The following is a 26,421-nucleotide window of genomic DNA, read 5'->3' as shown; positions in this document are numbered from 1 at the left end:
TCACATTTTTCCCACTATTGTAGCGCACTGGCTAACTGATGTACAAAGGTTTTTATTTTTTCTATAGCTACTGGCATTTGTTTGAGGTCTTTCAGCTGCTCAGCATGCTCCTCGATTTGCTGTACAATGGCGCTTCCCACAATGACACCATCCGTATGGGGTGCTACTGCTCGTACCTGATCCGGCGTGGATATTCCGAAGCCTACCGCAGTAGGAACCGATGTGCTGGCCTTTACTCGTTCCAGAAAATCGGCCAAATCCTCTCGCAGGTCCACCCGGGCACCCGTCACACCGAGCGACGATACACAATAAAGAAATCCGGTTGCTTGCGCGCCAATCGTATTGATTCTGGAACTGGAAGTTGGTGCCACGAGTGAAATGACATGAACGCCATTCTGTTTTGCTGCGGTTACTGCAGGATCGCTTTCCTCAATCGGCAAATCAGGAATGACAACACCGTCCGCCCCATAAGCGGCAAGATCGGCAAAAAAGCGCTCAATGCCATATTGCAAAACCGGATTGAAGTACGTGAACAGGACGACGGAAGCCTCCATACCTGATTCGCGTAGCTTTTTCACCAATTGCAAAGCATCCCCGATCGTCACGCCATTTTTCAGGGCGCGCTCTGAAGCCCGTTGAATCGTTGGGCCGTCTGCCAATGGATCGGAGTAAGGGACGCCGAGCTCAATGAGATCTGCTCCTGCTTCGACCATCGCTTTTACGAGATGAAAGGTTGCTTCTATCGTTGGATCGCCTACGGTTAGAAATGGGATGAATCGTTTGCGATCACGATCCGCGAATAATTGATCGATTCTGTTAAGAGCTGTCGCCATGATTACTCTCCCCCTTCTGCTGTCAGCGCTTCTTGAATAGTCAGCACGTCCTTATCGCCTCGACCAGACAAACAGATTACTAATATTTTGTCTGAAGACATCTCTTTCGCACGTTTTATCGCTTCTGCTATCGCATGTGCGCTCTCCAACGCCGGAATGATGCCTTCCGTTTGGCAAAGTACTTGTACCGCCTCGAGTGCTTCCGCATCTGTTACCGATGTATAGGTCACTCTTCCACTGTCTTTGAGATAGGCGTGCTCAGGTCCTACTCCTGGATAATCCAAGCCAGCCGAAATCGAATGCGCTTCTTGCACCTGACCGCTTTCATCTTGCAACAAGTAGGTTAAGGAACCATGGATGACTCCCGGGCGTCCGAGTGTTAGTGTTGCCGCATGCTTTTCCGTATCCATTCCTTTTCCTGCGGCTTCTACCCCTCTGAGCGAGACAGACTCATCCTGGATGAACGGATAAAACATACCAATCGCATTACTGCCGCCACCAACACAAGCAACAACCTCATCCGGAAGCCTTCTGAGCATTTGCAGGACTTGACTGCGCGTCTCTTCTCCGATAATTTTTTGGAATTCGCGAACCATGTACGGGTATGGGTGTGGACCAACGACAGATCCGATGACATAAAACGTTTCTTCTACGTGAGAAACCCAATGGCGAATTGCTTCGTTTGTCGCATCCTTAAGTGTACGAGAGCCAGATACCGCAGGGATGACTTCTGCTCCAAGCAGCTTCATGCGAAAAACATTCAACGACTGGCGACGAATATCTTCTTCCCCCATGAATACCTTGCACGAGAGGCCAAGCTTTGCCGCAACGGTTGCACTTGCCACTCCGTGCTGACCAGCACCTGTTTCAGCAATAATAGATTTTTTGCCCATGCGTTTGGCTAGCAATGCTTGGCCCAAAGCATTGTTCAATTTATGTGCGCCCGTATGGTTGAGGTCTTCTCTTTTCAAATAGATTTGAGCGCCGCCGACCGCTTTTGTCAAACGCTCCGCATAGGTGAGCGGGGTTGGGCGTCCAGCATACTCGCTGAGCAGTCCATTCAATTCCTGAACAAACGCCGGGTCACGACGCGCTTCTTCAAAAGCGATCTCAAGCTCTGTCACCGCATTCATCAAGGTTTCCGGAATAAACTTGCCTCCGAAGGCACCAAATCGTCCGTTTTCGTCAGGCACGACTCGCGTAGTTGTTTGAATGTTGTTCATGCGCCTTCACCCTCTCTACCAATGTTTTTATTTTTTGAGCGTCTTTTACGCCATCCGTCTCTACTCCACTTGACACATCGACTATCCCTGCTTGATACTGTCTCATTAATTCTCCGACATTCTCCGCATGAATCCCTCCAGCGATGATGCAGTCTGCTGCCTGGCATGCTGCTTGCAATGCAGGAATTTGCTCCCACGAAAACTTTTTGCCTGTACCACCTGCTTGACTAGGATCATACGTATCAAATAAAAAGGCACTGACTATACCTTGATAAGATTGGATTGCTGAAGCAGCATCCGCTTCTCCGCCCACGGCCAACGCCTTCCACACCGGAATAGCGAACCGCTCCCGAACTTGCTGGCAAAATCGTGGCGTCTCTTGTCCATGCAACTGGATCACGGTTAACGGTGCCTCGCTCAGTACTTCCTCCAGCTCTTCCATCGTCGGATTAACGAACACGCCAACTGCAGGAGGATGGCCCGGAACGGCTGCAAGCAATTGTCCAGCAGTATGGGCATCAACTTGTCGCTTACTTGGAGCAAAAACAAGGCCTACGTAATCGACTTCCAGCTCTTTTAACAGTGCAAGTGTTTCCACTCGCTTGATCCCACATATTTTCAAACGAGTCATACACTCACCCCCGGTGCCGCTTCTCCCACGAGATCAAGAACTGCCCGCTCTACGTCTGTTTGACGCATGAAATGCTCTCCAACCAGCACAGCCCGGGCACCTGCACTTCGAACATTCACAATATCCGCTGGTGTCGAAATCCCACTTTCGCTCACGATCGTCAATGACGCAGGCAGTTCTGCAATCAACTCATGCGTAACGGCTATGTCCGTTTGAAACGTATTCAAGTTTCGATTGTTGATCCCAAGCAATTTCGGTTCCATTGCTTGAAAAACAAGCTCGCATTCACGTTTGTCATGGACCTCTACCAGTACATCCATGCCCAGCTCCTCGGCAGTTTGGTTCAGGTGGCGAAGCGTTTCCCGATCGAGAATCGCAGCAATGAGCAACACACAATCAGCACCTGCTGCTCTTGCTTCCACGACTTGAATTTCATCCAGAAGAAAATCTTTTCTGAGTAACGGGCGATCAACAGCCTCGTGAATTTGCCGTAGATAGCTTAAACTCCCTTGAAAAAAGGACTCGTCTGTCAAAACAGACAAACACTCTGCTTGAGCGGCCTGATAAGCCTTCGCGATGGTCACTGCCTGGAAATCAGGTCGGATTAACCCTTTAGACGGGGATGCTTTTTTCACTTCGGCAATCACGCTTACAGGCCGTACACTTGTCTCCAATGCTTGACGAAATCCGCGTGGAGGCTGGACTTCCTTCGTTGCATAAAGCAATGCTGAAACCGTTGTTTCTGTATAAAGACGTGCGATCTCCTCGCGTTTCTTTTCCACGATTTTACGAAGCATGAATCATACCTCCTGCGATGTGACGAACGTGCTCCAGCTTGCGCATGACCAGTCCGCCGTCGATCAGTTCCGCTGCACGTATAACCCCAGTTTCAATCGAGCTAACCCGATCTGCGAGGTAGAGGATCGCACCCGCATTTAGCAAAACGATGTCGCGTGCTGCCCCACGTGCTCCGGAAAACACGTCGTGAATGATCTTGGCATTCTCATTGGCATCACCGCCGCGTAAAGCATCCTTCTCATGTCTGCGCAGGCCGAACTGCTCTGGCTCGATTTCATATGTCAAAATACGCCCATCCCGCAACTCGGCAATATGACTCGTTCCCGTGACAGTCAATTCATCCAGTCCATCCGAGCCTGCTACAACGAGCGCTCTTTTCACATCGAGCTCGTGTAAGACTGCGGCTACATTCGGAAGCAGCTTGGCATCATAAACGCCCATCAGCTGATGGCTGGCTCCTGCGGGATTCGTCAATGGCCCAAGTAAATTAAACACCGTGCGAATCGCCAATTCTTTTCGCGGGCCAGCCGCATGCTTCATCGCTTGGTGGTACAGAGGAGCGAACAGGAAGCAGAGATTGGTCGCACGCAGGCAATCTGCGGCGTCCTTGGGAGATAAATTAACGGGGACTCCCAACGCTTCCAACACATCAGCACTTCCGCTTTTGCTGGAAACCGCACGATTTCCGTGCTTGGCGATGCGTACACCGTCAGCTGCTGCGACTACTGCACTCGCCGTCGAAATGTTAAAGGTATGACTTCCGTCTCCGCCTGTTCCGCAGGTGTCTACCAGACCTGGCAGCTCGATGGGAAAACTCATCGCGCGCGCTCTCATGGCTTTGGCAAAACCGATAATCTCTTCCACCTGCTCGCCCTTCAAGCGAAGGCTCGCTAAAAATGCACCAATCTGAGCTGGAGTTGCCTTCCCGTCCATAATCTCGCCCATAGCCTCTTCTGCAACCGTCCGTGTTAAGTGCTTCCCAAGCAGAATTTGTTCCAGCGCGTATGTTAGCATGACAACTCCACCTTTCTGACAAACAGCTGTTCCGCTTTTTCCAACGCAGAGAGCATCGCTGCTGCTTTGTTCACCGTCTCTTGGTATTCACTCGCAGGGACCGAGTCCGCTACGATGCCTGCACCTGCCTGCACGTGTGCGTAACCATCCTGAAAGAACAACGTTCGAATCGTGATGCAACTATCGAGTGAACCATCAAATGAAATGTAGCCGATTGCTCCTGCATACAGATGACGTGCGTCAGGCTCAAGCTCTGCAATAATTTCCATTGCCCGCAGCTTGGGAGAACCGGATACCGTACCAGCCGGAAAAGCACTCAGCAATGCATCGAAAGCGTGCAGTCCCTCACGAAGCTTGCCGGTCACATGCGAAACCATATGCATCACATGGGAGTAGTTTTCAATAACCAACGCTTCCTCCACTTTCACGCTTCCGTAAGTAGCGACCTTTCCTACATCGTTGCGCCCCAGATCCAGCAGCATGTAATGCTCGGCTCTCTCCTTTTTATCTGCCAAAAGATCAGCCGCCAACGCAGCATCTTCTTGTGGGGTTGCCCCTCTTTTCCGCGTTCCTGCAATCGGACGCATCTCTACTTTTTCATCTTCTACACGCACGAGTAGTTCTGGTGAAGTCCCGACGACTGTCTCGCCCTCGTATTCGAGATAGTACATGTACGGGGAAGGATTTAATGTACGCAGCAATCGATACACCGCAAAAGGATCGACATCCGTCTTTACGGAAAAACGTTGGGATAACACGACTTGAAAAATGTCGCCGGCTGCGATGTATTCTTTCGCCTGCACGACTAGCTGCTCGTATTGCTCACGCGTCATATTTGGCTGTACTGTCAATGGCGCTGGTGTATCTGCTGCTACTGGAATGCGTTGATCCATTTCAAGCGGAGCCATAACCTTGGTAGCCAGCTCCTCGATTCGTTCGCAGACTTGCTTGTATTTTTCGCCAATTGTATCCGCAGTGTCTCCTGGCTCAACATGGAGATTCACAATCAATTGAATTTCCTGCTTCAAATGATCAAAGGCGATCATCTCATCGACAAACAGAAAGCGCATATCCGGCACGCGTACAGCTTCCTTGCGATGTGCTGGCAAATTTTCGAAATAGCGCAGCGTATTGTAGCCAAAAAAGCCTACCGCACCACCACTGAGACGAGGCAGCCCGGGCAGCTTTGGGCTTTTGTAGCGATCGGTTTCTTCACGCAAAAAGGAAACGGGATTTCCTGTGTGGACATGCTTTTCACCAGTGCGATAGGAAACCGTGATTTCTTCACCTTTTGCTTCCACGATTTGAAAAGGATTCATGCCAATGAACGAAAAACGCGCCCAGCGAGCACCACCCTCTACGCTCTCCAGCAAAAAGGAATCACTTTTGCGAATCTTCTGATACAGACGAATTGGAGTCTCTTGATCTGCCAACAGTTTCATGCTTACAGGGATAAGGGAATACGACGCCGAAAGGGTCTTGACCTCGGCAAGGGAAGGGAAATACATGGACTCTCATCTCCTCAATTAGTGGGGAGAAAAGGGAATAAGACATCCACCTTTTCTACACCCGCTTCTAGAGCGAGAGGTAGGGGGAGAAATTTTAGTATACAAAAAAATCCAGACAAAGAGACCTGGATTGGGTGTCAATATGTACCCAGCCTTCTCTTCTCTCCTCAACCTAACTCATCTCAACTCTGCTCAACTCATTCTCTGCTCTCAGCCGGCTTTTGCTTATTACCGGAAAAACGAGGCGCTCTCGTTTCACTTATGGTAAAAGAGAGCGCCCTAATTGTCAACCGCGATTTGTCAAATCCGGGCGCAGCTTGACTGCATCACGCAAAAAGACGTGATGAATGTCTTTTGCTGTCTTGTCCGTATTCACATGCATCATGACACGAATACAAAGTGGCAAGCCACCTGGCACTGGGATTTCTCTTGCGCACATGAGTGGGACGTATTGCCAAGCTTCTCCTTCAAGCAGGCGGGCCGCTTGAGCGGGGAAGGTCGCACAGAGGTCCTCTGTCGTCGTAATAATAATGCTACCAATGTCTTCGGGGTTTACTTCGTTGCGGCTTACCATTTCCTCCAGCAACCATTTGGTAGCGGAGACAATCTCTTCGCGCGTATCGGCTTCCACTGTGACCGCGCCTCTGATTCCTCTCGTTCCCATCCTTATCCCTCCACTTCTTCTCTCATAACTCCCAGTATGAGTTCTTCTTCTATATTTTTGACGACTTCAACCTGCCCGATTGCCCTAGGCAGCACCAAGGCCAGCTTTCCGCCTACTGTCTTTTTGTCTCGTTTCATGGCTTCCAGCACAGCTTCTGGCGAGAGATTGCCCGGCCACGCCGTTGGCAGGTGGAACAATTCCAGCATCCGTTTTGTGCGATTGTATACACCTGTCTCGGCAAAACCAATCCGTTCCGCTACCTTTGCAGCCAAACACATCCCAATGGAGATAGCTTCCCCATGATTCAGGGTGGAGTAAGCAGACAGTGCTTCAAACGCATGACCAAACGTATGACCCAAATTAAGCAATGCACGCTGCCCTTGCTCTGTCTCGTCTTGAGAAACAATAGCCGCTTTGACTGCGCAACCTTTTTCAATGGCTTTCCCTAATAATTCTGAATCGAGCTGCCCTAGCCGATCAGCGTTGTCCTCCAGCCAATCGACAAAGGCAGCGTCAGCGATAAGTCCATGCTTCACAACTTCTGCAAAGCCTGCTGCGACTTCCCGCTTCGGCAAGCTATGCAAGGCTTTCGTGTCATAAATAACAACTTTGGGCTGATGGAAAGCCCCAATGAGATTTTTTCCGAGTGGATGATTAATCGCTACTTTTCCGCCAACCGAGCTATCATGTGCGAGCAAGGTAGTCGGCATTTGTACGAAATCAATGCCGCGCATGTACGTAGCAGCCACAAATCCAGCCAAGTCTCCGACGACTCCACCACCGAGAGCCAATACAGCAGACTTCCTATCCAGCCCTGCATCAATTGCCTCTGTCATCAATCGCTCGTAGACAGTCAGGCTCTTCGATTGTTCTCCAGCAGCAATGACAGCTGAGTGGGCTTGATACCCATGCTGCCGCAATACACCCAGCAAAGGCTCTAAGTAATGAACGGCTACATTCTCATCTGTGACAATCATCAGCTTGCTAGTAGAAGCAACCCCTGCCTCTACTAGCAACGCTGCTGCCTGGTGCAAAAGACCATCGCCTATCACAATTTCGTAGGAGCGCTCGCCCAGCTCAACAGTCAGCTTCTCCACGCTCATTAGAATTTCTCCGTGTACGCACGGTATTGACGTACGTTTTCTTCCATGTCGTCGAGAGAGTCAGAAGGGAATTTTTCGCACATGGCACTCGCGATCTCCCATGCTACCACTGCCTCCGCAACCACACTTGCCGCTGGAACAGCACAGCTGTCGGAACGCTCAATGCTCGCTGAGAATGGCTCTCTCGAGTCAATATCCACGCTCATCAGTGGCTTGTACAAGGTAGGGATCGGCTTCATGACACCGCGAACAACTACAGGCATTCCTGTCGTCATTCCGCCTTCGAGTCCTCCTGCACGATTCGTTTTACGGCTGTAGCCAGTTTCTTCGTTCCAAAGAATCTCGTCATGAACTTGCGAGCCTTTCAGACCGGCTGCCTCGAATCCGATTCCGATTTCAACACCTTTGAAAGCCTGAATGCTCATTATCGCTTGTGCAAGACGCCCATCCAGCTTGCGGTCCCATTGCACATGGCTACCCAAGCCAATCGGCACGCCTTCAACGATTACTTCTACGGTACCACCGAGGGAATCCCCGTCTTCTTTTGCTTTGTCAATCGCTGCCATCATCAGCGGCTCTGCTTCTTTATCCAAGCAGCGAACTGGCGATTCTTCGGTGCGAGCAATTAGCTCGTCGAGACTTACTTCTTGTCGCTTCGCCACGATCTCATTGATCTGGAGTACCTGTCCGCCAATACGGATGCCAAATTGAGCCAGCAATTGACGAGCGACTGCACCAACAGCTACGCGGACAGTTGTCTCACGAGCGCTGGAACGTTCCAGAATATTGCGCATATCGCGTTGATGATACTTAATCGCCCCGTTTAAATCAGCATGTCCAGGACGTGGACGGGATACACGACGCTTTTCTTCAGAGCCTTCCTCTACAGGCTCAGCACTCATGATGCCTTGCCAATGCGTCCAATCCTTATTTTCAACGACCAGTGTGATAGGAGCTCCGGTTGTATATCCATGACGGACACCAGAAAGAATTTTCACCTGATCCTTTTCAATCTGCATTCTTCTGCCGCGGCCATGGCCTTTCTGACGACGTGCCAACTGCTCATTAATTTCCTCAATGGAAATCGGCAGGTTGCTCGGTACGCCCTCAATGATAGCTGTTAATTGCGGCCCGTGGGATTCCCCTGCTGTCAAGTAACGCATCTCTATCCTTCCTCCATCCTCCTGGCAGCCTGTATCCCCTAAAGGCACTCTTTTCGGGGTGCTGTCCTTTATCACTTTTAAGCGCTATAATATCATACCTAGTACGCCGTGGAAATACAAAAGTGACAAACGTTTACGAAAAACCTTTTGGTCTTACAGGAAAACGCCCCTCCGAATAAGGAGAAGCGCTCTCTTTACGCTATCGCGATCGCACGAAGTGTTTATATTTCCTACACGTTGAAAAAAGGATTGGGGCTCAGCGGTTTGCGAGTGTGATCCACGCGTATCAAATCATCTAGTTGTTTCCTCTCCGCCCCTAATATCTGACCACATTCCTGCAGCGTGATCAGCCCTCGACGGTATGCCTCGATGACCTTGTGTTTGTCCATCTGCTGCCTCCTCTTGCAAAGTAGGTATTCCTAGTCTAGGGAAAAAACAGCAGAGATATACCAAGACCAACCTGAATCAACCCATTTTTCGATAGAAGAACGTATCCTCTGTCTCCAGTTGGTATTGATGCGGCTGAAAAATTTGTTCTGTGCTGCCTACAAAGAGTACCCCACCAGGTTTTAGTGCCCGGCTAAACTTATGATACAGCTCATGCTTTGCTTCCTCGGTAAAGTAAATCATCACGTTCCGGCAAATAATTAAATCAAATTGAGAATCAAATGATTCCGCTAATAAATTATGTTTTTTGAACGTCACTTTTCTCTTCACTTCGTCCGTAATGCGATAGCTGAGTGTATCTTTTTCAAAATACTTTGCTACGAGGTCTTTTGGACAATCTTGCAGGGAACGGTCCGTGTATACCCCTTGCTTCGCTTTTGCCAGTGCTCCCTCGTCAATATCGGAAGCGAGCACGGTCGCATCCAACTTCTGACGTAACAAAATAAGTGAAAGTGTGTACGGCTCCTCCCCTGTCGAGCATGCCGCACTCCAGCATTTCACCCGCGGGGATTTCTTTGCCAAGCGTGGCAAAATTTTATTCTCGAGAACTTCCCACCGACCTGGATTGCGGAAAAATTCCGATACGTTGATGGTCATCCGATCGAGGAACTCGTAGAAGAGCTCCTTGTCTTTAGCGATGGCATCGAAATACTGGGCAAATGTGTTGTACCCCCGCTTTTGTCTCAACGAGGTTAGACGGCGCTTCATCTGTGCTTCCTTGTAGAGGGCAAGATCAATTCCAGTCATTTTTTTCACACTAGCTATAAATTGGAGAAAGTCCTTATCTTCCATGCTGAATCGTACCCCCTTTGCAAACTCCCTATTTTCATTCGCTATATTTCGTCATTATCCTATCAGTTTTGACAAAGATTTTGACAAAAAAAAGAAAACCCCAATAATGGGGCTTTCTCGAACTGTCTTAGATCCAGCGTTGGATAGTTTTCTCGAAGGAGAGAACTTCCTCAGCGGAGAACCACAGGCCAATTTCACGCTCAGCACTCTCAGGAGAGTCAGAACCGTGGATGATGTTCATGCCAACGGAAGTAGCGAAATCGCCACGGATCGTACCGGAAGCAGCGTCAACTGGGTTTGTTTTGCCCATCATAGCGCGAGCAGTTGTGATTACGTTGTTACCTTGCCATACCATTGCGAATACTGGACCGGAAGTGATGAAGTCAACCAGTTCACCGAAGAAAGGACGCTCTTTGTGCTCTGCATAATGCTCTTCAGCCAGTTCGCGGCTTACTGTCATCAGCTTAGCACCTACGAGTTGGTAGCCTTTTTTCTCAAAACGGGATACGATTTCCCCGATCAGGTTGCGTTGTACGCCATCTGGTTTTACCATAAGGAATGTTTTTTCCATTGTATGTATGCCTCCATTAGAGCTATGTATTGGTGCATAGGACACCAACGAAAATTTTATCAAAACTAGCGTGGTCAAGCAACAGGCAGACCGTCAAAATATCATTAAAATTTGCGATCGATGATATAATTGGCGATACCTGTCAGGGATGTCTTAGCTTGGTTGTTAGGCAAATCGGCGAGAATGGCATGCGCACGGGCGATATAGCGTTCGGCGAGGCGCTGCGAAAAGGCAATGCCCTCATCTTCTCGCACCATACGAACTGCTTCATCCGTATTATCCCAAAACGTATCTTTCGCGATCCATTCCTGGAATTGCGCACGTGCTTTTCCATGATGAGCCGAATAAAGCGCAGGCAACGTAATGTTTCCATGCACCAAGTCGCTTCCAGCAGGCTTCCCTAATTGCTTCTCCGTCCCTGTAAAGTCCAAAATGTCGTCGGTAATTTGAAAAGCCATCCCCACGTTGTAGCCATACCAGTACATTTTGTGGATCATATCAGCTGACGCGCCGCTTGCCACAGCTCCTAATTGACAGCTAATCGCAATTAAAAGCGCCGTTTTTCGTTTAATTCTGCGTAAATAGGTACGGAAGTTTTGGTCCCAGTTATTCAAATCCTTTACTTGCTGGATTTCTCCCTTACAAACCTCGACGATTGCATTCGAAAGAATTTGGTGCAATTGCGGGATCGGGAGCTGGGAGGCAATGGCCAATGCCCGTGCAAAAATATAGTCGCCAGCGTACATGGCTACTTTGTTATCCCACTTCATTCGAACCGTATCTTTCCCGCGGCGCTTATCCGCATCATCAATTACATCATCATGCACCAGGGAAGCCATGTGGATCAGTTCGAGAGGAACGGCCACATGCTTTAATTTTTTGACGTCGTAATTGCCCCACTTACCGCCAAGCAAAACAAAAACGGGTCGAATCCGCTTTCCTCCTGCTTTGAGCAAGTGCGTCGAGGATAGATACAGCTCTCGAACCGGCGTATCAATTGCTTTCTCCAGTTCATCTTCTATGTATTGGACATCTTTTTTCATCTTGAAGTAAATATCGACTAGATTCATCCGTTCCACCTATCTCGTCAACGTAGTATTGGTCTGTCGGCCGCCAGCTTGCCACAGATCGACGGTTGCAGGTGCCGATAGAAGTCCCAGCTCCGCTGCGCATCGGTAATAGTACTCCAGTCCAATCCGCTGAACGTCACCGAAATCGTGCTGTAATCCTTGGAAATAGTGGATCCATTGCTCTTTCTCTCCACCGAAATGCGTGTGAACGTAGTCAATCAATGGGGCTGTATTTGCCCTTGTCTTCCTTTTACTCTCTAAAAAAGAAGCATGGACGTCCGCGATCAAGTCATGATGATCGGCAATAACTGCTCGACGAAGAGCCCAAATGGCAAAGGTCATGGAATAGCCCGTAAATTGATGCCACAGCTCTCCTAAGTCGTAAACATGAAGGTCTTTTGCCGTTCGCTCAGCGGAAATGGCGTCATCCCCGATCAAGAGCGCTGCATCAGCATCCTCCAGCATTTCATGCAAAATAGGTTCCTGTGTAACGTAGGAAATCTCATATTCGTAAAACTTATGGAGAATGATCTTTAAGAGATTCACTGTGGTAGCCGATGTGTTGGTCAAGGCTATTTTGGCACCGTTTACTTGTTCAATCGGCTTTTTGCTGAACAAGAAAAGGGAGCCTACTCTCCCTTTGGCACTGACAGACAGATCTGCCAATGCCACGTATTCGGAGGCATGCTCTGCATAGCTAAACGAAGAAATCGGTCCCAAATCAATCTCGCCTTTTGCCATTGCCATGTTTAACTGGGCAGGAACTTGGCGGATGAATTCGATTCGGTCTTCGAATTTAGCCTGATCAAAATAGAAGTAAACCGGCAATACATTGGTATACAAAATTTGTCCAACACGCAAAGACTTTTGCATGCGTTTATTCCCCCCAACGCCGGAATAGCGAATGTGGTACATCAATTGCATCCAAAGTTTTCCCTACCACAAAATTGATCAGATCATCCATGGTTTGCGGTTTCTGATAGTAGCCTGGCATGGCAGGCAGAATCTTGACTCCCAGACGGCTTAATTTGAGCATGTTTTCGAGCTGAATCGCATTGAGCGGCGTCTCTCTCGGAACAATGACCAATCGCCGACCTTCCTTGATCATGACATCAGCAACGCGCTCCAGCAAATTGCCGGATGCGCCATGTGCGATGCCAGAAACAGTCCCCATCGAGCACGGTACTACGATCATACCGTCACAGCGATAGGAACCACTGGCTGCGGGACAATTAAAATCTCGCAGTCCCCAATAATGTAGCTCACCCGAAAAGTCTTGTTGCAGCTTCTCCTGCAAAAGAGCTTCTCTATCATCCGTGTGCCAATCCAGTTCATCACGAAATACTTGCCAACCTGCTTCTGTAATCATCAAATGAACGATATGTCCAGCACGCAAAAGCTCCTGGACGACTCGAACACCATAGATAGCACCACTTGCACCTGTTATCCCGACAGCCCACTTTTGGTTGTTCATACAATCACCAAATCAATCATCGTAAAGGTAAACATCACGACACTCAAGATGCCGTTCATATTAAAGAATGCCATATCCAGCTTGGACAGGTCGGTTGGCTTCACCAGCGTGTGTTCATAGATCAAAATCGCACCAGAAATGAGCACACCTACCAGGAACCAAATCGACAAGTCTGCGACTACATACAACGACATCAGACCAACGAAAGTAAGAACGTGGCATATGCGGGCGATCAGAAGTGCATTGGCAATTCCGAAGCGGCTCGGCATGGAAAAAAGTCCTTCTTTTCGGTCAAAATCAGCGTCCTGGCATGCATAAATGATATCAAATCCTGCTGTCCAGAACATAACGGATGCAAACAATAGAAGGCCGATGCCATCTACTTGACCCGTTGTCGCTACCCAGCCCCCTAGCGGACCAAACCCGATGGCAACACCGAGAACAAAGTGACAAAGCCAAGTAAAGCGTTTCGTATAAGAATAAAGCACCAGAACGAACACAGCGAGCGGCAACAATTTCACAGCCAAATCATTTAACTGGAATGCAGCAATGAACAACACCGCAAAGGACACCACGATAAACAAAATGACTTCCACAATCGAAATGAGGCCAGCAGGAATCGCTCGTGTGACCGTCCTAGGATTTTTCGCATCAATTACTCGGTCGATGACACGATTTAAGGACATCGCAGCACTGCGAGCGCCCACCATCGCTACCGTCACCCAAAAAATTTCCGACCAAGTAGGCCATACATGCTCTACCACAATGCTTCCCAAAACAGCTCCCATAAAAGCAAAAGGTAAGGCAAAAAGGGAGTGCTCGAATTTAATCATTTCTAAGATGATTTTTAATTTACGTAGACCCATTTATGACACTTCCTATCTAGTGAAGAAATACCGGTTTACTCCTCATATTATGGCTTTGTGCCAATATGCAAGGCTGATACGCCGCCCATAAACAATTTGACCTGAACCGGGTCCAAGCCTGCTTTCTGAAACATGCTTGCCAGCTCGCGGCTGTCCGGGAAATTAGTCAGGGATTGTGGCAGCCATGCATACTCTTCGTATTTGTTGACTGTCAGCTTCGCGATCAATGGCAAGATTTTGTAGAAATATAAGTAAAATAGCTTCCGGTACGGAATGAATGGTGGCTTGGACACTTCCAGAGAAACGACTTTGCCGCCTGGCTTCACTACACGTGCCATTTCATTCAACACCTGCTGGACATCCGGCACATTGCGCAGGGCAAATCCGATTGTCACGAAGTCGAATGTATCATCCTCGTAAGGCAGATTCATTGCATCTGCGTTCACTAGCTTTACATTGTTGCCAACACCTGCGTTCGCCACTTTATATGCCCCTACATCCAGCATATTCTGGCTAAAATCAAGGCCAACAACACTGCCTTCTTTTCCAACAGCCTTGGCCAATGCAATCGTCCAGTCTGCTGTACCACATGCAACATCCAAAGCCGTATGCCCTGACTGGATATTCATCTGCTTCATCGTGTAATTACGCCAAGCAATATGACTGCCAAAGCTGATTACATGATTCATCTTGTCGTAATCGTTTGCAATGCTCTCGAAAACGGAGTGAACGTACTCTGCTTTCTCATTCATCTGTGTCTGGTTCACTTGGCTACATCTCCTCAATAACCTTCTTCAAGCGACTAATCCGATGGGAGTACCGTGCCGTAATGGATGCAAGCATGTTCCTCGTCTCTGCAGGATGCAGCGTACGCACCATTTGCTCACATAAACCGATTAATTCGAGGGCTTTCCCCTCAACGCCTGACAAAACTTGCGCGAGTGTAGCCCCGGGTTTTTGCAGCAAAAAACGGGCAAAACCAAAAGGGACTTGTTCTTGCCATTTGAGCTGCTCCCACTCACCGATCACACTCTCTACCTTGGCTGTTTGCTTCATCAGATCACTCCAGAAACGACGGCGATCAGCTGAATCGGCATACTCCTCTACAACAGCCACGTATAAGCCTGTATCAATCGTATTTCGCAGTTCCCAGTACTCTTCATCTGATAAAGTCTTGCTATCTCGCCCAGCGATGTAGAGTCTCATTTTCGCTTCGTTCACTCGCTGAATAGCTGCCGACAACACTTGAATGGCTTGGATTTCACCCGCTGAAGCTAGAAGGTGATAATAACGACTGCTGTAATAATCACCTGCAAGTACGGTCAGCTGTCGGTTTCGCTCCGCGCTCTGTGAGGAGTCGTACTCATTTTTCACGAGCTCATGGGTGTCCAGTCCCAATTGGACTAGCCCAGTTGCTGTACATAAAACCGAAGCCTTTTCCTTCGGCATGCCTTGTTCCAGCAAAAAAAGGTACAACAGTTCTAGACGATTTTCCGCCATGGAAGGAACGTCAACATAATGTTCTACATAGGAATGGGTGATTCTCTTGTAGATTTGTTCGATAATGGACCGAACCTCTTCTACATTCGGGGAAAGTTCTTTGCTCATGCGTCCTCCTCCACAAGCTGCACAACCTAAAGATGTCTGCCTGTTCCGTACTGTTCCTTACTCTTCGGTCTTCCTCTGCCGTCCGGTCAAAAGGCCGTCTCTACTATCATACCATACTTCTTCCATCAGGGACTAATTCGCTCATAAAAATACGGCTCGATTCGAATAGGAAATGTACTGCTTACAAAGGTCTGGATATCCGAAGGATCGGTCAAAGGTTTGTCTTGTCCTGCAAGACTTCCAGTTGTCGATTGTATGGCAATCAATAATCTCGATTCTTTTGGTGGATCCGTCTCCTCCAACAAGCGATAGTACACGGGCCCGACATTGTCTGCATAGGTATACAAGTCGTATGTCAAACGGTAAAAATCTTGATAGACGGAGTTTAACTCTACTTTTTCGTCAGGTTTCACCACAAAATCGACATAGATCGATGGGTTTTCCCATTTTATACGCTTAATATTATAATGTGTCGACATCCTTGTAAACAAATCAAGGGCATTTTGCTCGCTTAAGTGAATGGCACGTGCTGACTGAAATGTCGGTATATCCGCTTGCATCCACTGATTTGTGGGAACGAGCGACAGCATCAGAGCCAAGAAAGTGGAAACAGCAATCGCCATCAACAATTGGCGTGGCATAGACATCCCTCCTCTCCTCCATTGTACAAACAAAAAAAGCAGGCTATGCCTGCTTCTTAGCAAAACGACTTGTTCTTTATTCGGTCGTATCCACGACGCCATGCTGTGAGTAAATCACTGCTTTTCCTCGCACTTTAATTGCAGAGGTGTGCTCCGTAAATTGAAAAATCATGACTTCGCCTTTATCGAGCTTCTCTGTATGATGAAAACGCGTATCAGTGCCTCTTGTTAATCCAATCACATGAACGCCATTTTCCTTCGCTTTGACTACGAAATAATCCTGATTAAATCCCGATGATTGTGCCAATGTGTTTCCTCCTGACCAATACGGTATGCGCGTACGTCTAGTATGATGCCCCTTCTGACTCCAGACGGCTCATGATCTTGTCTACATAGCGCTGTGTCTCTTGCGGCAATTGGTCAAACTTCGCTTCTAGCTCGTCATCACTGCTGATTCCCAGACGACTCATCCGACCTGGGCCAGCATTGTAAGCTGCAAGTGCTACTTTCACATCTCCATCATAACGATCCAAAAGCGATTTTAAATATTTTGTTCCACCTTCAAGGTTTTCATCAGGGTCGTATACATTGCGGACTTGCATGGCTTTTGCCGTATTGTCCATCAGCTGCATCAAGCCCTTTGCCCCTGCGTGAGATTCTACATTCGGATTGAAATTGGATTCGGCCCTAACGACCTCTCTCACCAGATCAACGTTCACTCCGATCGCTTTCGCTGTCTGATCAATCTTGTCCAAAATTTCCGGGGTAGGAACCGATGGCCCTTTGGCAAAAGACAAGGACTGCTCATTTTGAATCTGCGTAGGAATCTTCCAGCTCCTAGATCCATCTAGCTTGGCCAAAATCTCCTGCGAACTGATTACCCGCTGGCCGGTTGTTGCTAACTGGGACTGCAAGATGTCCGAGAAGAGCCCCTCGTCTCCATACGAAAGCGAAGAGGCATCATAGGTTTGCGGTAATGTTTGCAAATATGGTTGAAGTGATACAGGCACCTTCATAGCATTGAACAACCCTTCCCTAGCTTGTCTACCTATCATTATAAAAAAGAAAGATCAGGAAGCCAATAGCAAATTGGTACTACTTGGGAGAGTAGCAATTGTACACAAAAAAAGAAGCCTCTGTTCAAGGCTTCTGATTGTTATATGCAGATGGTCGGAATGCAGGGATTCGAACCCTGGACCTCACCCACCCCAAGGGTGCGCGCTACCGGGCTGCGCCACATCCCGACTGTACATCCGTACTATACAATATTTTACCTATAGAGTCAATATGATTTCCTTATTTTTGCATTCTGATTAGCGCATCAAACTAATGACTTCTGCACGTGCAGCCGCATCTTTCTCAAACATACCGCGAACAGCAGAGGTGATCGTTTTTGAGCCTGGCTTTTTCACGCCACGCATTGTCATGCACATATGCTCTGCCTCTACTACCACAACTACGCCGTGCGGATCGAGCTTGCGCATAATCGAGTCAGCTACTGTCGCTGTAATTCTTTCCTGCAACTGCGGACGTTTCGCGACGGTATCGACCGCACGCGCCAGCTTGCTCAGTCCTACTACGCGGCCTCCACGCGGTACGTAAGCGACATGCGCTTTTCCGAAGAAGGGAACCAAGTGATGCTCACACATAGAGTAAAACGGAATGTCCTTTACTAACACCATTTCCTCATGATCTTCGCTAAAGACAGTCTCGAAATACTGCTCTTCGTCTATATGCATGCCCTCAAATACTTCGGCGTACATTTTCGCAACTCGCTTAGGGGTATCCAGCACTCCTTCACGATCAGGATCATCCCCCACTGCCTCTAGGATCATGCGAACAGCTTGCTGTATTTTATCTAAGTCGACGTTCATCATTGTACCTCCTACGTAACGGCATACGCCTTGTTTCTCATCACTAAGGTCTGCCTGCTCCAAATCAGTGCCAGACTTAGTGCCTGCTCGCGATCAAAGCCAATATTACCATATCGTTTAAAAAAAGACAAAAAGATATCCCAGAATTCTCATAGGCAAACTGTATGTAGATAGAAAAAAACCCACATTTTATCAATGTGGATTTTTTTATGTAAGTGCTTCGTTCTCAAAAGAAACAACTACTTGATGGAGTCTTTGAGTTGTTTACCTGGTTTAAACGCAGGTACTTTGCTGGAAGCGATTTCGATCTCTTCACCAGTTTGTGGGTTACGACCTTTACGAGCCGCACGTTCACGAACTTCGAAGTTACCAAAGCCGATCAGTTGGACTTTATCACCAGTTTTCAATGCATCTGCAATTGCGTCAAGAACTGCATCAACTGCTTTTGTTGCATCTTTCTTGGTGAGTTCTGTGGTTTCAGCCACTTTTGCAATCAGTTCTGTTTTGTTCATTATATTCACCTCCCCTCAAAGAACACCAAGTCCTAGCTATTATTTTTCTTAACCGAAACGAAGCGTTTTATACACGAATGGTTGTTTTTACCGATCTGACAAGCTTATAGTAATACACCGATTTCTTAAATTCAAGCCCCTCCTGTCGAAATTGAACGAAATACAAGAAAAAAAGGCATCTCGTCATGTCAGATGCCTTCCCTCTATTTGTTGTTTATAGGACTTTGGAACTATTTATTAGAGTATGATCGCTATCAGGCCACCCGATCCCTCGTTGATGATTCGACCCAATGTCTCCTGTAATTTGTATCTGGCGTTGTCTGGCATCATGGTAATTTTCGCCTGGATACCCTCTCTTACGATGGAATGGAGAGAGCGTCCAAAAATATCGGAGTTCCAGATGGAAAGCGGGTCTTTGTCAAAGTCTTGCATTAGATAGCGGACAAGCTCTTCACTCTGCTTCTCTGTACCGATTATTGGAGCAAATTCAGACTCGACATCCACCCGAATCATGTGAATAGATGGCGCTGTTGCTTTAAGTCTGACACCAAAACGCGGTCCCTGGCGGATTAGTTCAGGTTCGTCCAAGGTCATTTCATGCAACGACGGGGCTGCTATACCGTAGCCCGTACTTCGGACCATGTGCAATGCTTCCGCTACCTGATCAAACTCGCGCTTGGCATGTGCGAACTCCTGCATGATCTTCAGCAGATGATCTTTGCCATTTATCTCTACTCCGACAATTTCCATCAAGATGCGGTCATACAGTTCATCTGGCGCGTAGAGGTCAATCTCTGCGATTCCTTGCCCCATGTGCATACCAGCAAGAGAGGCTCTCTCTACGAAGTCATAGTCATTGAAGAAGCCGACGACACGGTCCACATCGCGTAACCGGCGGATGTCCTGCACGGTCTCACGTACAGCTTCCTCGTAGTTCTGACGCAGCCAGTGCCCGTTTTCCAGCACCATTACCCAGCTCGGCAGATTGACATTTACTTCATGAACTGGGAATTCGAACAGGACTTCTCTCATGAGGAGCAAGATTTCCTGCTCGGTCATATGATCAACCGACAAGGCAACGACTGGTACATCGTATTTTTCTTGGAGTTGTACCCGAAGGTTTTGTGCTTCATCAGAGCGCGGACGCGTCGAGTTCACAACGATCACGAACGGTTTTCCTACTTCCTTCAGCTCGTTTACAACCCGCTCCTCTGCATCGATGTATCCTACACGCGGTATTTCCGCGATGCTACCATCCGTTGTCACTACAATCCCGATGGTCGAGTGTTCCTGGATAACCTTGCGTGTTCCGACTTCGGCCGCTTCCTCAAATGGTACAGGCTCTTCATACCAAGGTGTATTTACCATTCTTGGGCCATTGTCGTCTTCAAAGCCCTTTGCCCCTTCTACCGTATAGCCAACGCAGTCAACGAGGCGGACATTGATGCTGAGTCCTTCTGTCACATGTACGTTAACGGCCTGATTCGGAACAAATTTGGGTTCTGTTGTCATGATTGTTCGTCCTGAAGCGCTCTGCGGCAACTCATCTGTCGCTCGTATCCGCTCCGCTTCAGAGTTGATATTCGGGATTACAACTTGCTCCATAAACCGCTTGATAAAGGTCGACTTTCCCGTACGAACGGGGCCTACCACTCCGAGGTAGATGTCTCCGCCCGTCCGCTCGGCAATGTCTTTAAAGATGTCGACTCGTTCCACCATCGATGACCTCCTTCTATTTGTCTATTTTTACACTATGACCGATTTTCCGAATTATCCCTGACCGCCAGTATTTTCGTAGGGAATCTCGTACTAGTTTTGTGGACAGTACAAATATATGTATTTTTGCGTTAACTAGAACAAAAAAAAACGACCCTGATGCGAGCCGTTTTTCACGAAGTTAATTTAGTTTGAGAAGCTTCGGATCACCATCGACCATTTCATATGGAAACGATTTCGCGGGTACGAACATGGAATTGCGCGCCAGCACGTACCTCGGGTCTGTTTTTTCCGGCACGGTTACTTTTGTATTCCGGAGCAATTGCGCGATATCCGCAGCGTAATCAATTCCAACTTGTCCTTCAGCGTTCATGATCAGTGGCAATAAGTAAGTCCCCATTGTCGACGGCACCTGCCACGCTTTTAACCCGAGCCGATCATGATCAATGGAATAGTATCCATTCCCCAAGTCAGCGAGTATAGGCAGCTTTTCGAAATGATTCTTGTAACGGTCTACTTCGCTTTGTACATCCCCCACTGTGCTGACAGCGGTCAAGTGAATGAGCTTCACTGTTGGTTTTGTTTCCACATCAATCAGTACATACTTGTATACGCCGCCTTTTTCAAATGCATTCCCAGGTACATCCGGCATGTATTTCGGAATCATCTTGCGGAAATCAATCTCGTATTTTTCAAAAATAGGAGTATCAAGGGATTTCGTTTCGATTGGCAACACTGCTGTGTCTTTCTGGAATTGCTCAACCGCTTTTTGCGTTGCATCTACAAAAAAGGTACTAGGAATTTGATTCTCTGCTCTTCGCTCATCCGGATACAAGCATCCAGATAAAAGGGTAGTCAGAATCGTCAAACTGATCACAAGTTTGAACGATTTTCGCCACGATTGCCACATCTTATGTATACACCTCTTACATTCCATCTTCATTTTCTTTGCGTTGTCGCTCGAGTGCAGCCGCTACCACTGATTTCAGCTTGCTTTCTGGAATCCTGACCGTACAATCCTTTTCTGTTGTTTTTGCCTGACAGGCCAAACGAATCCCATTCGCCAGATCCTTTTCAGGCAGCTTTCGCTTTTCCAGTGCCGTTGGCGGGCACAGCAGGCCATTCTCAACGACCACGCGGCACATCAGACAAGATGCGTGTCCTCCGCATCTCTGCGGGATTACGACGCGAGCTGACGAAGCTACACCGACCAAGGTTTGCCCTGTCCGCGCCTTCACACTCTTCTTGCTCGGGAGAAAGGTTACTTTCCCCATTCCGTCACTTCCTTTACTAGTACGGCCGATGAGCTACCTTGACTGTTCCTGATGAAACAACCTTTGTCTGGCAGCCTAATCTGTAGCCATCTGCGCGTTCAGCCTTTCGCAATCGCAGTTTTTCTTCTGGTGTCACTTCGTTTAAGTACTCTGCCCCTTCCAAAACATGTGTACGGCATTGTGCACATACCCCTCTTTGGCATGCATGGCCCCACACAATGTTATTCTTTTTCGCAAGATCAACAATGGATTGATTCAACTCGATCGAGACTTCATGACTGCCTGCACGAGTAAGTAGTGTGATTGTTGACATCGTTTATCCTCCCTAGACAAAAATCACAATCAAAATCATGACAAGCACGACAAGTAATAGTAAGAATGCGATGGTCTTCACAAGGAACCGCAAGAACCCATTGGTTATTTTCCTGGCAAAGATCATAAGTAAATTGCAGACGAACATGAGCCCAATGGCGATTAAGGAAATGTTCATCTTTGTCATAGGATCAATATACATCGGGACTGCAGCATCCTTTGCATTTTTTGCTTTATTATACCATATTTCCCCCTCATCGTCTGACGCTTGCGAACCTCATACTAGACATTCGCATAGACTATCCTGATGAATTCGCCCATTGGAGGGATGAAACGTTGAGTAATAAAGTAAGTAATCGAAAATGGCGGAATCCATACGCGCCTATACCCAGCAAAAAATTAAGTGACCAAGTCGAAAATGTCTCCCTTTCTATTTCACCGAAAAAAATCCTGCCCGCGGTTGATTTGCGCACCTCTGTTTCGAAAATGCGCCATAATATCAAAGGAATCGGCAGCACGATTCGGCAGGTAGAAGACACGATGGATTCGTTGTACGGGGCGATGGAGATGATTGAGAACCTCGGAAAACGCACACCTGAGCCTGAAGTTGTTGCCGAAAAGCCTGCTACTGCTGGCAAACGCAAAGCTGCCCCAGAGCCACAAAAGGCTGCAGAAACAACAACACCGCAGGAATCAGGCTTAGGGAACCTTTTGGCCAATATAGATATCGGGCAATTACTGGGTCTCCTGCAATCCCCTTTGGTCCAGAACCTGATTACACAGGTAAGCGGCAGCACCAAGGAACGAAAAAAAGAGGGATAAGATCCCTCTTTTTTTCTTGCAATCTGTAGGTCAGCCATGTCCCTGTAGAGCCATGATTGTTCCTAGTCTTACTGTATGACGGTTTTTGTTGCAGGTAACGGGCATAATCGCCCATTTCTCTTATTTGAGCAGCTTGGTCAAGGTCGACATGTCACCCAGATTGATTTCCTGATTGCGAAACATCTCAATGACCTTATCTTCCTTTTCAGGAGTTAATTGCTTGCCACTAAGGGTAGCGAGTGTGCGAATGATTTGACGCAGCTTGGTCTCGTCTTCAAAATCACTGCGCTTGACCTGACCGGCTAGTGAGCGAAGCTTTTCTTCATCGACATTTTCCGTTGCTTTCCCTTGCAAGCGCTCAAAAAGTCGTTTCGACATATTATTCATGTGAAATCTCCTCCTGCACATGGGCTTTCACCCTATGGTATGTGCAGAAGCCTAAATCGGTGATACTTCATTCATGACTTATTCGGCATCGGGATTGAGGTACGCCATTTCAAAGGTTTTTCCGCGCCCCATCAGTTCTTCCACGCCTTGACGAGCTTCTTTCCCTTCAAACAGCATGCCATACAGAACCGTAGTGATTGGCATTTCAACCTGCTCGCGTTGCGATAAGGAAAAGGCTGCATTTGTCGTGCGAACGCCTTCGACGACCATCCCCATCTGTGCCAGTACGTCATCGAGTTTTTTTCCTTGTCCGAGCATATAACCTGCACGCCAGTTTCGGCTGTGTTTACTCGTACATGTGGCAATCAAATCGCCAACACCAGCCAAACCTGAAAACGTAAGCGGCTTAGCACCGAGCTTGATGCCCAGACGGCTAATTTCCGCCAAGCCACGGGTCAACAGGGCTGCCTTCGCGTTGTCTCCATACCCTAAACCATCCGACATCCCTGCACCAAGTGCAATGATATTCTTCAACGCTCCGGCGATCTCAGCGCCAATCAGGTCCGGGTTGGTATACACACGAAAATTCGTATTCATCAGCAAATCCTGAGAACGCAGCATGCTTTCTTCCGATTCAGACGCCATCACAACTGTCGTTGGTTGCCGTTTGACCACTTCCTCGGCATGGCTTGGTCCTGATAACACTGCCAATCTGGACGCAATCTCTTTCGGCACCTCTTCCGAAATGACTTCTGACATTCGCTTCAAGCTTTGCAATTCAAAGCCTTTTGTCGCATGAATCAAAAGGACATCCGGTTCTAGGTGCGGAGCCACTTGCTGGCAGATTTGGCGCATGGCATGAGAAGGAACAACGAGAAGAACAATGCGCTTCCCTACTACAGCCTCTTGAATGTTGGTCGTCGCCACTATGTTAGCTGATAACTTTTCTCCCGGCAGGTATTTTTCATTCACATGCTTACTGTTTATTTCCTCTGCCAGCCTGGTATCCCGTACCCAAAGCGTGACCTGATGACCGTTGTCCGCCAAGACTGTAGCAAGTGCCGTTCCCCAGCTTCCGGCACCAATCACCGTAACATTTTGAATCAATACGTCCCCCTCCACTTTTCTCATGTCCGTTCGTACATTATCCCAGCTTCCGGTTGGACTTGTCTCCTAGTTTCCGCTCGTTCCCTGAAAGAAGATTGCGGATATTATTATAATGACGAATGTAAGCAAAGATTGCGATTGCCAAGCTCGCCCAAATAAAGGAAATGGGTTTGTCCAACAAATAAAGGGTAAATGGAATAACCGTTACGATAACCAATGACCCTAATGAAACAAAGCGAGTGATCGCAATGACTACGACAGCCATCACGGCAGCAATCAAAAATGCCAAGGGAGAAAACCCTAATACGACACCTAGCGTGGTCGCAATGCCCTTCCCTCCGCGAAATCCAAAAAAGATTGGCCAATTGTGACCCGCGATAACAAACAATCCTGCCACTGCGTACGCTGCCGGATCCCCCGTCATCAGGTGAGTCAGTCCCATTGCAGCTATTCCTTTTAATGCATCAAGAAGGAGAACGGCAATGCCGGGGCCTTTTCCTAACACCCTGAGGGTATTGGTTGCACCGGCATTTCCGCTGCCATGAGAACGAATGTCAATTCCTGCGACTTTTTTGGCAATAAGATAGCTAAAGCTAATAGAACCGATTAAATAGCTAAGCACCCAGGATAATAACACCATGGCGTTTTTTCTCTCCCTACGTTTTTTTCCGTGTCCAGATTCTAACTGGTGTGCCTTCAAACACAAATGCTTCACGGATCTTGTTCTCTATGTAACGTTCATAGGAGAAGTGCATGAGTTCCGGATCGTTCACAAACAGAATGAACGTCGGCGGTTTCACCGTTGCTTGTGTCGCATAGTTGATCTTCAAGCGTTTGCCGCGATCAGATGGTGGAGGCGTACGGATCGTCGCATCTGTTACCAAGTCATTGAGAACCGCGGTAGGAATGCGCATCGCATGTGCTTGAGCTACTTCATTGACCTTCGGTAGAATGGTATGGACACGTTGCTTCGATTTTGCAGACACATACAGGATCGGAGCATAATCTAGGTATTTAAACTCTTCGCGAATCAATTCTGTGAAGCGTTGCATCGTTTTGTCGTCTTTTTCAATCGCATCCCATTTGTTCACGATAATAATGACACCACGGCCAGCCTCATGTGCATAACCTGCGATTTTCTTGTCTTGCTCGATAATGCCCTCTTCCCCGTTAATGACAACAAGAACGACATCGGAATCTTCGATGGAACGCATCGCACGCATTACACTGTATTTTTCCGTTGTTTCATACACTTTTCCACGCTTGCGCATACCTGCCGTGTCTACAAGAATGTAGCTTTGGTCATCACGCTCAAATGGCGTGTCGATCGCATCACGGGTCGTTCCGGCAACCTCACTGACAATGACGCGCTCTTCACCGAGAATCGCATTCGTCAAGGAAGACTTCCCGACGTTTGGACGACCAATGATAGATACACGAATAACATCGTCTCTCTTCTCTTCGTCATCCTCAGCTGGGAAATGCTGAACCACGTCTTCCAGCATATCGCCCAAGCCAAGACCATGGCTACCCGAGACAGGAAATGGCTCGCCTAAGCCCAGGGAATAAAAATCGTAAATATCCGCACGCATTTCCGGATTATCCGCTTTGTTCACTGCGAGTACGACGGGTTTTCCCGTCCGATTCAGCATCCGTGACAATTCAACATCCGCATCTGTCACACCTGTACGGCTATCTGCAATCATAATGATGACATCTGCTTCGTCAATCGCAAGCTCTGCCTGGTAACGCATCTGTGTAAGAATCTCGTCGGTCTCACCAAACTCAATTCCACCGGTATCAATCACATGGAAAGTATGAGTTAACCATTCACCTTTCCCGTACAGGCGGTCACGGGTTACTCCCGGCATATCCTCCACGATCGCGACTCGTTCGCCAATCAATCTGTTAAAAATCGTGGATTTCCCCACGTTGGGTCTCCCCACAATGGCTACCACTGGTAATCCCATAATCAACAACACTCTCTCTCATTTACGTTTTGACTAGCTAA

33 protein-coding genes and 1 tRNA gene are annotated in these 26,421 nt (G+C 48.0%); 1 reads left to right on the top strand and 33 read right to left on the bottom strand.

Features of this window, described 5'->3' with window-relative positions:
* Positions 1 to 14: 14 nt before the first annotated feature.
* The 29 genes from trpA to ACUUHJ_RS13430 all read right to left on the bottom strand — a co-directional run bounded on the left by trpA (position 15) and on the right by ACUUHJ_RS13430 (position 22,272).
* The gene (trpA, locus tag ACUUHJ_RS13570; RefSeq protein ID WP_472299083.1) at positions 15 to 833 is read right to left on the bottom strand and encodes a tryptophan synthase subunit alpha; all 819 of its coding nucleotides are present in this window, start codon (positions 831 to 833) and stop codon (positions 15 to 17) included.
* Positions 834 to 835: 2 nt separating this feature from the next.
* The gene (gene trpB / locus ACUUHJ_RS13565; RefSeq protein WP_472299082.1) at positions 836 to 2,056 is read right to left on the bottom strand and encodes a tryptophan synthase subunit beta; all 1,221 of its coding nucleotides are present in this window, start codon (positions 2,054 to 2,056) and stop codon (positions 836 to 838) included.
* The gene (locus tag ACUUHJ_RS13560) at positions 2,019 to 2,687 is read right to left on the bottom strand and encodes a phosphoribosylanthranilate isomerase (RefSeq protein ID WP_289677692.1); all 669 of its coding nucleotides are present in this window, start codon (positions 2,685 to 2,687) and stop codon (positions 2,019 to 2,021) included. The genes trpB and ACUUHJ_RS13560 overlap by 38 nt, the downstream gene beginning before the upstream one ends.
* Positions 2,684 to 3,484 (bottom strand): indole-3-glycerol phosphate synthase TrpC, encoded by an 801-nt coding sequence (trpC, locus tag ACUUHJ_RS13555; protein WP_472299081.1) that lies wholly within the window; start codon positions 3,482 to 3,484, stop codon positions 2,684 to 2,686. The genes ACUUHJ_RS13560 and trpC overlap by 4 nt, the downstream gene beginning before the upstream one ends.
* The gene (gene trpD / locus ACUUHJ_RS13550; protein ID WP_016740028.1) at positions 3,474 to 4,499 is read right to left on the bottom strand and encodes an anthranilate phosphoribosyltransferase; all 1,026 of its coding nucleotides are present in this window, start codon (positions 4,497 to 4,499) and stop codon (positions 3,474 to 3,476) included. The genes trpC and trpD overlap by 11 nt, the downstream gene beginning before the upstream one ends.
* Positions 4,493 to 6,007 (bottom strand): anthranilate synthase component I, encoded by a 1,515-nt coding sequence (gene trpE / locus ACUUHJ_RS13545; RefSeq protein WP_472299080.1) that lies wholly within the window; start codon positions 6,005 to 6,007, stop codon positions 4,493 to 4,495. The genes trpD and trpE overlap by 7 nt, the downstream gene beginning before the upstream one ends.
* A 286-nt stretch (positions 6,008 to 6,293) precedes the next feature.
* On the bottom strand, positions 6,294 to 6,671 hold the full coding sequence (gene aroH, locus ACUUHJ_RS13540; RefSeq protein WP_064199973.1) for a chorismate mutase: 378 nt from the start codon (positions 6,669 to 6,671) through the stop codon (positions 6,294 to 6,296).
* Between the two features lie 2 nt (positions 6,672 to 6,673).
* The gene (aroB, locus tag ACUUHJ_RS13535) at positions 6,674 to 7,774 is read right to left on the bottom strand and encodes a 3-dehydroquinate synthase (RefSeq protein ID WP_472299079.1); all 1,101 of its coding nucleotides are present in this window, start codon (positions 7,772 to 7,774) and stop codon (positions 6,674 to 6,676) included.
* A complete protein-coding gene (gene aroC, locus ACUUHJ_RS13530; RefSeq protein ID WP_173603878.1) occupies positions 7,774 to 8,937 on the bottom strand; it encodes a chorismate synthase in 1,164 nt (387 codons plus the stop codon). Before aroC ends, aroB begins: the two co-directional genes overlap by 1 nt.
* 230 nt (positions 8,938 to 9,167) lie before the next feature.
* A complete protein-coding gene (locus tag ACUUHJ_RS13525; RefSeq protein ID WP_289677688.1) occupies positions 9,168 to 9,326 on the bottom strand; it encodes a hypothetical protein in 159 nt (52 codons plus the stop codon).
* A gap of 76 nt (positions 9,327 to 9,402) precedes the next feature.
* Positions 9,403 to 10,176 (bottom strand): CheR family methyltransferase, encoded by a 774-nt coding sequence (locus ACUUHJ_RS13520; protein ID WP_472299078.1) that lies wholly within the window; start codon positions 10,174 to 10,176, stop codon positions 9,403 to 9,405.
* Positions 10,177 to 10,303: 127 nt separating this feature from the next.
* Entirely contained in the window at positions 10,304 to 10,747 is a 444-nt protein-coding gene (gene ndk, locus ACUUHJ_RS13515) for a nucleoside-diphosphate kinase (RefSeq protein WP_007716560.1), read from the bottom strand.
* Between the two features lie 104 nt (positions 10,748 to 10,851).
* The gene (locus ACUUHJ_RS13510) at positions 10,852 to 11,817 is read right to left on the bottom strand and encodes a polyprenyl synthetase family protein (RefSeq protein ID WP_472299077.1); all 966 of its coding nucleotides are present in this window, start codon (positions 11,815 to 11,817) and stop codon (positions 10,852 to 10,854) included.
* Between the two features lie 9 nt (positions 11,818 to 11,826).
* Positions 11,827 to 12,690: a menaquinone biosynthesis protein gene (locus tag ACUUHJ_RS13505; protein ID WP_289677686.1), complete on the bottom strand. Its 864-nt coding sequence runs from the start codon at positions 12,688 to 12,690 to the stop codon at positions 11,827 to 11,829.
* Between the two features lie 4 nt (positions 12,691 to 12,694).
* Positions 12,695 to 13,291, bottom strand: coding sequence for a UbiX family flavin prenyltransferase (locus ACUUHJ_RS13500; RefSeq protein ID WP_012686150.1), 597 nt, complete (start codon positions 13,289 to 13,291; stop codon positions 12,695 to 12,697).
* Positions 13,288 to 14,157 (bottom strand): UbiA-like polyprenyltransferase, encoded by an 870-nt coding sequence (locus ACUUHJ_RS13495; protein WP_472299076.1) that lies wholly within the window; start codon positions 14,155 to 14,157, stop codon positions 13,288 to 13,290. The genes ACUUHJ_RS13500 and ACUUHJ_RS13495 overlap by 4 nt, the downstream gene beginning before the upstream one ends.
* Before the next feature lie 47 nt (positions 14,158 to 14,204).
* Complete coding sequence (locus tag ACUUHJ_RS13490; protein WP_041749390.1) at positions 14,205 to 14,924, bottom strand: demethylmenaquinone methyltransferase; 720 nt, start codon at positions 14,922 to 14,924, stop codon at positions 14,205 to 14,207.
* 4 nt (positions 14,925 to 14,928) lie between these two features.
* Positions 14,929 to 15,765, bottom strand: a complete 837-nt coding sequence (locus ACUUHJ_RS13485) for a heptaprenyl diphosphate synthase component 1 (protein ID WP_016740020.1) — start codon at positions 15,763 to 15,765, stop codon at positions 14,929 to 14,931.
* 125 nt (positions 15,766 to 15,890) lie between these two features.
* Positions 15,891 to 16,406: a hypothetical protein gene (locus ACUUHJ_RS13480; RefSeq protein ID WP_472299075.1), complete on the bottom strand. Its 516-nt coding sequence runs from the start codon at positions 16,404 to 16,406 to the stop codon at positions 15,891 to 15,893.
* Between the two features lie 76 nt (positions 16,407 to 16,482).
* Entirely contained in the window at positions 16,483 to 16,713 is a 231-nt protein-coding gene (gene mtrB, locus ACUUHJ_RS13475; RefSeq protein WP_012686146.1) for a trp RNA-binding attenuation protein MtrB, read from the bottom strand.
* 37 nt (positions 16,714 to 16,750) lie between these two features.
* On the bottom strand, positions 16,751 to 17,461 hold the full coding sequence (locus ACUUHJ_RS13470; RefSeq protein ID WP_289677683.1) for a lytic transglycosylase domain-containing protein: 711 nt from the start codon (positions 17,459 to 17,461) through the stop codon (positions 16,751 to 16,753).
* A 112-nt stretch (positions 17,462 to 17,573) separates the two neighbouring features.
* Positions 17,574 to 17,650, bottom strand: a tRNA-Pro gene (locus tag ACUUHJ_RS13465).
* A gap of 69 nt (positions 17,651 to 17,719) precedes the next feature.
* Positions 17,720 to 18,283 (bottom strand): GTP cyclohydrolase I FolE, encoded by a 564-nt coding sequence (gene folE / locus ACUUHJ_RS13460; protein WP_012686144.1) that lies wholly within the window; start codon positions 18,281 to 18,283, stop codon positions 17,720 to 17,722.
* Positions 18,284 to 18,519: 236 nt separating this feature from the next.
* Complete coding sequence (locus ACUUHJ_RS13455; protein ID WP_005831316.1) at positions 18,520 to 18,792, bottom strand: HU family DNA-binding protein; 273 nt, start codon at positions 18,790 to 18,792, stop codon at positions 18,520 to 18,522.
* Between the two features lie 237 nt (positions 18,793 to 19,029).
* Complete coding sequence (gene spoIVA / locus ACUUHJ_RS13450) at positions 19,030 to 20,508, bottom strand: stage IV sporulation protein A (RefSeq protein WP_026133991.1); 1,479 nt, start codon at positions 20,506 to 20,508, stop codon at positions 19,030 to 19,032.
* Between the two features lie 181 nt (positions 20,509 to 20,689).
* A complete protein-coding gene (locus ACUUHJ_RS13445) occupies positions 20,690 to 21,418 on the bottom strand; it encodes a hypothetical protein (protein WP_372677867.1) in 729 nt (242 codons plus the stop codon).
* Positions 21,419 to 21,434: 16 nt separating this feature from the next.
* Positions 21,435 to 21,782, bottom strand: coding sequence for a 2Fe-2S iron-sulfur cluster-binding protein (locus tag ACUUHJ_RS13440; RefSeq protein WP_012686141.1), 348 nt, complete (start codon positions 21,780 to 21,782; stop codon positions 21,435 to 21,437).
* A gap of 16 nt (positions 21,783 to 21,798) precedes the next feature.
* The gene (locus tag ACUUHJ_RS13435; RefSeq protein WP_172137955.1) at positions 21,799 to 22,095 is read right to left on the bottom strand and encodes a 2Fe-2S iron-sulfur cluster-binding protein; all 297 of its coding nucleotides are present in this window, start codon (positions 22,093 to 22,095) and stop codon (positions 21,799 to 21,801) included.
* A 12-nt stretch (positions 22,096 to 22,107) separates the two neighbouring features.
* Positions 22,108 to 22,272 (bottom strand): DUF2768 family protein, encoded by a 165-nt coding sequence (locus ACUUHJ_RS13430; RefSeq protein ID WP_256435327.1) that lies wholly within the window; start codon positions 22,270 to 22,272, stop codon positions 22,108 to 22,110.
* Positions 22,273 to 22,430: 158 nt separating this feature from the next.
* Between ACUUHJ_RS13430 and ACUUHJ_RS13425 the strand changes: the two genes are divergently transcribed.
* Positions 22,431 to 22,916 carry a hypothetical protein gene (locus tag ACUUHJ_RS13425; RefSeq protein WP_289677680.1) on the top strand — a complete coding sequence of 162 codons (486 nt, stop codon included), beginning with the start codon at positions 22,431 to 22,433 and terminating at the stop codon, positions 22,914 to 22,916.
* A 120-nt stretch (positions 22,917 to 23,036) separates the two neighbouring features.
* On the opposite strand, the gene ACUUHJ_RS13420 is transcribed toward ACUUHJ_RS13425, so the two are convergent.
* From ACUUHJ_RS13420 to der, 4 genes are all read right to left on the bottom strand, one after another.
* Complete coding sequence (locus ACUUHJ_RS13420) at positions 23,037 to 23,303, bottom strand: stage VI sporulation protein F (RefSeq protein WP_007716506.1); 267 nt, start codon at positions 23,301 to 23,303, stop codon at positions 23,037 to 23,039.
* Between the two features lie 78 nt (positions 23,304 to 23,381).
* The gene (locus ACUUHJ_RS13415) at positions 23,382 to 24,434 is read right to left on the bottom strand and encodes an NAD(P)H-dependent glycerol-3-phosphate dehydrogenase (protein WP_289677679.1); all 1,053 of its coding nucleotides are present in this window, start codon (positions 24,432 to 24,434) and stop codon (positions 23,382 to 23,384) included.
* A gap of 13 nt (positions 24,435 to 24,447) precedes the next feature.
* Entirely contained in the window at positions 24,448 to 25,050 is a 603-nt protein-coding gene (gene plsY, locus ACUUHJ_RS13410; RefSeq protein WP_289677678.1) for a glycerol-3-phosphate 1-O-acyltransferase PlsY, read from the bottom strand.
* A 16-nt stretch (positions 25,051 to 25,066) separates the two neighbouring features.
* Positions 25,067 to 26,380: a ribosome biogenesis GTPase Der gene (gene der, locus ACUUHJ_RS13405; protein WP_172138898.1), complete on the bottom strand. Its 1,314-nt coding sequence runs from the start codon at positions 26,378 to 26,380 to the stop codon at positions 25,067 to 25,069.
* Positions 26,381 to 26,421 lie beyond the last annotated feature (41 nt).

Source organism: Brevibacillus schisleri, assembly GCF_055685845.1.
Note: the sequence above shows the minus strand (reverse complement) of the source record. Positions and strands in the feature narration are given on the sequence as shown.

Excerpts from the sequence above, each read along its gene's own strand:
- ACUUHJ_RS13505 (WP_289677686.1), bottom strand. The coding sequence starts at position 12,690 with ATGCAAAAGTCTTTGCGTGTTGGACAAATTTTGTATACCAATGTATTG.
- trpA (WP_472299083.1), bottom strand. The coding sequence starts at position 833 with ATGGCGACAGCTCTTAACAGAATCGATCAATTATTCGCGGATCGTGAT.
- ACUUHJ_RS13415 (WP_289677679.1), bottom strand. The coding sequence starts at position 24,434 with ATGAGAAAAGTGGAGGGGGACGTATTGATTCAAAATGTTACGGTGATT.
- ACUUHJ_RS13420 (WP_007716506.1), bottom strand. The coding sequence starts at position 23,303 with ATGAATAATATGTCGAAACGACTTTTTGAGCGCTTGCAAGGGAAAGCA.
- trpC (WP_472299081.1), bottom strand. The coding sequence starts at position 3,484 with ATGCTTCGTAAAATCGTGGAAAAGAAACGCGAGGAGATCGCACGTCTT.
- ACUUHJ_RS13480 (WP_472299075.1), bottom strand. The coding sequence starts at position 16,406 with ATGCCACGCCAATTGTTGATGGCGATTGCTGTTTCCACTTTCTTGGCT.
- aroB (WP_472299079.1), bottom strand. The coding sequence starts at position 7,774 with ATGAGCGTGGAGAAGCTGACTGTTGAGCTGGGCGAGCGCTCCTACGAA.
- trpB (WP_472299082.1), bottom strand. The coding sequence starts at position 2,056 with ATGAACAACATTCAAACAACTACGCGAGTCGTGCCTGACGAAAACGGA.
- ACUUHJ_RS13470 (WP_289677683.1), bottom strand. The coding sequence starts at position 17,461 with ATGATAGGTAGACAAGCTAGGGAAGGGTTGTTCAATGCTATGAAGGTG.
- ACUUHJ_RS13455 (WP_005831316.1), bottom strand. The coding sequence starts at position 18,792 with ATGAACAAAACAGAACTGATTGCAAAAGTGGCTGAAACCACAGAACTC.
- ACUUHJ_RS13525 (WP_289677688.1), bottom strand. The coding sequence starts at position 9,326 with ATGGACAAACACAAGGTCATCGAGGCATACCGTCGAGGGCTGATCACG.
- ACUUHJ_RS13510 (WP_472299077.1), bottom strand. The coding sequence starts at position 11,817 with ATGAATCTAGTCGATATTTACTTCAAGATGAAAAAAGATGTCCAATAC.
- ACUUHJ_RS13500 (WP_012686150.1), bottom strand. The coding sequence starts at position 13,291 with ATGAACAACCAAAAGTGGGCTGTCGGGATAACAGGTGCAAGTGGTGCT.
- ACUUHJ_RS13520 (WP_472299078.1), bottom strand. The coding sequence starts at position 10,176 with ATGGAAGATAAGGACTTTCTCCAATTTATAGCTAGTGTGAAAAAAATG.
- ACUUHJ_RS13495 (WP_472299076.1), bottom strand. The coding sequence starts at position 14,157 with ATGGGTCTACGTAAATTAAAAATCATCTTAGAAATGATTAAATTCGAG.
- trpE (WP_472299080.1), bottom strand. The coding sequence starts at position 6,007 with ATGTATTTCCCTTCCCTTGCCGAGGTCAAGACCCTTTCGGCGTCGTAT.
- aroC (WP_173603878.1), bottom strand. The coding sequence starts at position 8,937 with ATGCGTTACTTGACAGCAGGGGAATCCCACGGGCCGCAATTAACAGCT.
- plsY (WP_289677678.1), bottom strand. The coding sequence starts at position 25,050 with ATGGTGTTATTATCCTGGGTGCTTAGCTATTTAATCGGTTCTATTAGC.
- folE (WP_012686144.1), bottom strand. The coding sequence starts at position 18,283 with ATGATGAACGTCGACTTAGATAAAATACAGCAAGCTGTTCGCATGATC.
- ACUUHJ_RS13430 (WP_256435327.1), bottom strand. The coding sequence starts at position 22,272 with ATGAACATTTCCTTAATCGCCATTGGGCTCATGTTCGTCTGCAATTTA.
- ndk (WP_007716560.1), bottom strand. The coding sequence starts at position 10,747 with ATGGAAAAAACATTCCTTATGGTAAAACCAGATGGCGTACAACGCAAC.
- der (WP_172138898.1), bottom strand. The coding sequence starts at position 26,380 with ATGGGATTACCAGTGGTAGCCATTGTGGGGAGACCCAACGTGGGGAAA.
- ACUUHJ_RS13440 (WP_012686141.1), bottom strand. The coding sequence starts at position 21,782 with ATGGGGAAAGTAACCTTTCTCCCGAGCAAGAAGAGTGTGAAGGCGCGG.
- ACUUHJ_RS13485 (WP_016740020.1), bottom strand. The coding sequence starts at position 15,765 with ATGAGCAAAGAACTTTCCCCGAATGTAGAAGAGGTTCGGTCCATTATC.
- aroH (WP_064199973.1), bottom strand. The coding sequence starts at position 6,671 with ATGGGAACGAGAGGAATCAGAGGCGCGGTCACAGTGGAAGCCGATACG.
- ACUUHJ_RS13445 (WP_372677867.1), bottom strand. The coding sequence starts at position 21,418 with ATGTGGCAATCGTGGCGAAAATCGTTCAAACTTGTGATCAGTTTGACG.
- ACUUHJ_RS13435 (WP_172137955.1), bottom strand. The coding sequence starts at position 22,095 with ATGTCAACAATCACACTACTTACTCGTGCAGGCAGTCATGAAGTCTCG.
- ACUUHJ_RS13560 (WP_289677692.1), bottom strand. The coding sequence starts at position 2,687 with ATGACTCGTTTGAAAATATGTGGGATCAAGCGAGTGGAAACACTTGCA.
- trpD (WP_016740028.1), bottom strand. The coding sequence starts at position 4,499 with ATGCTAACATACGCGCTGGAACAAATTCTGCTTGGGAAGCACTTAACA.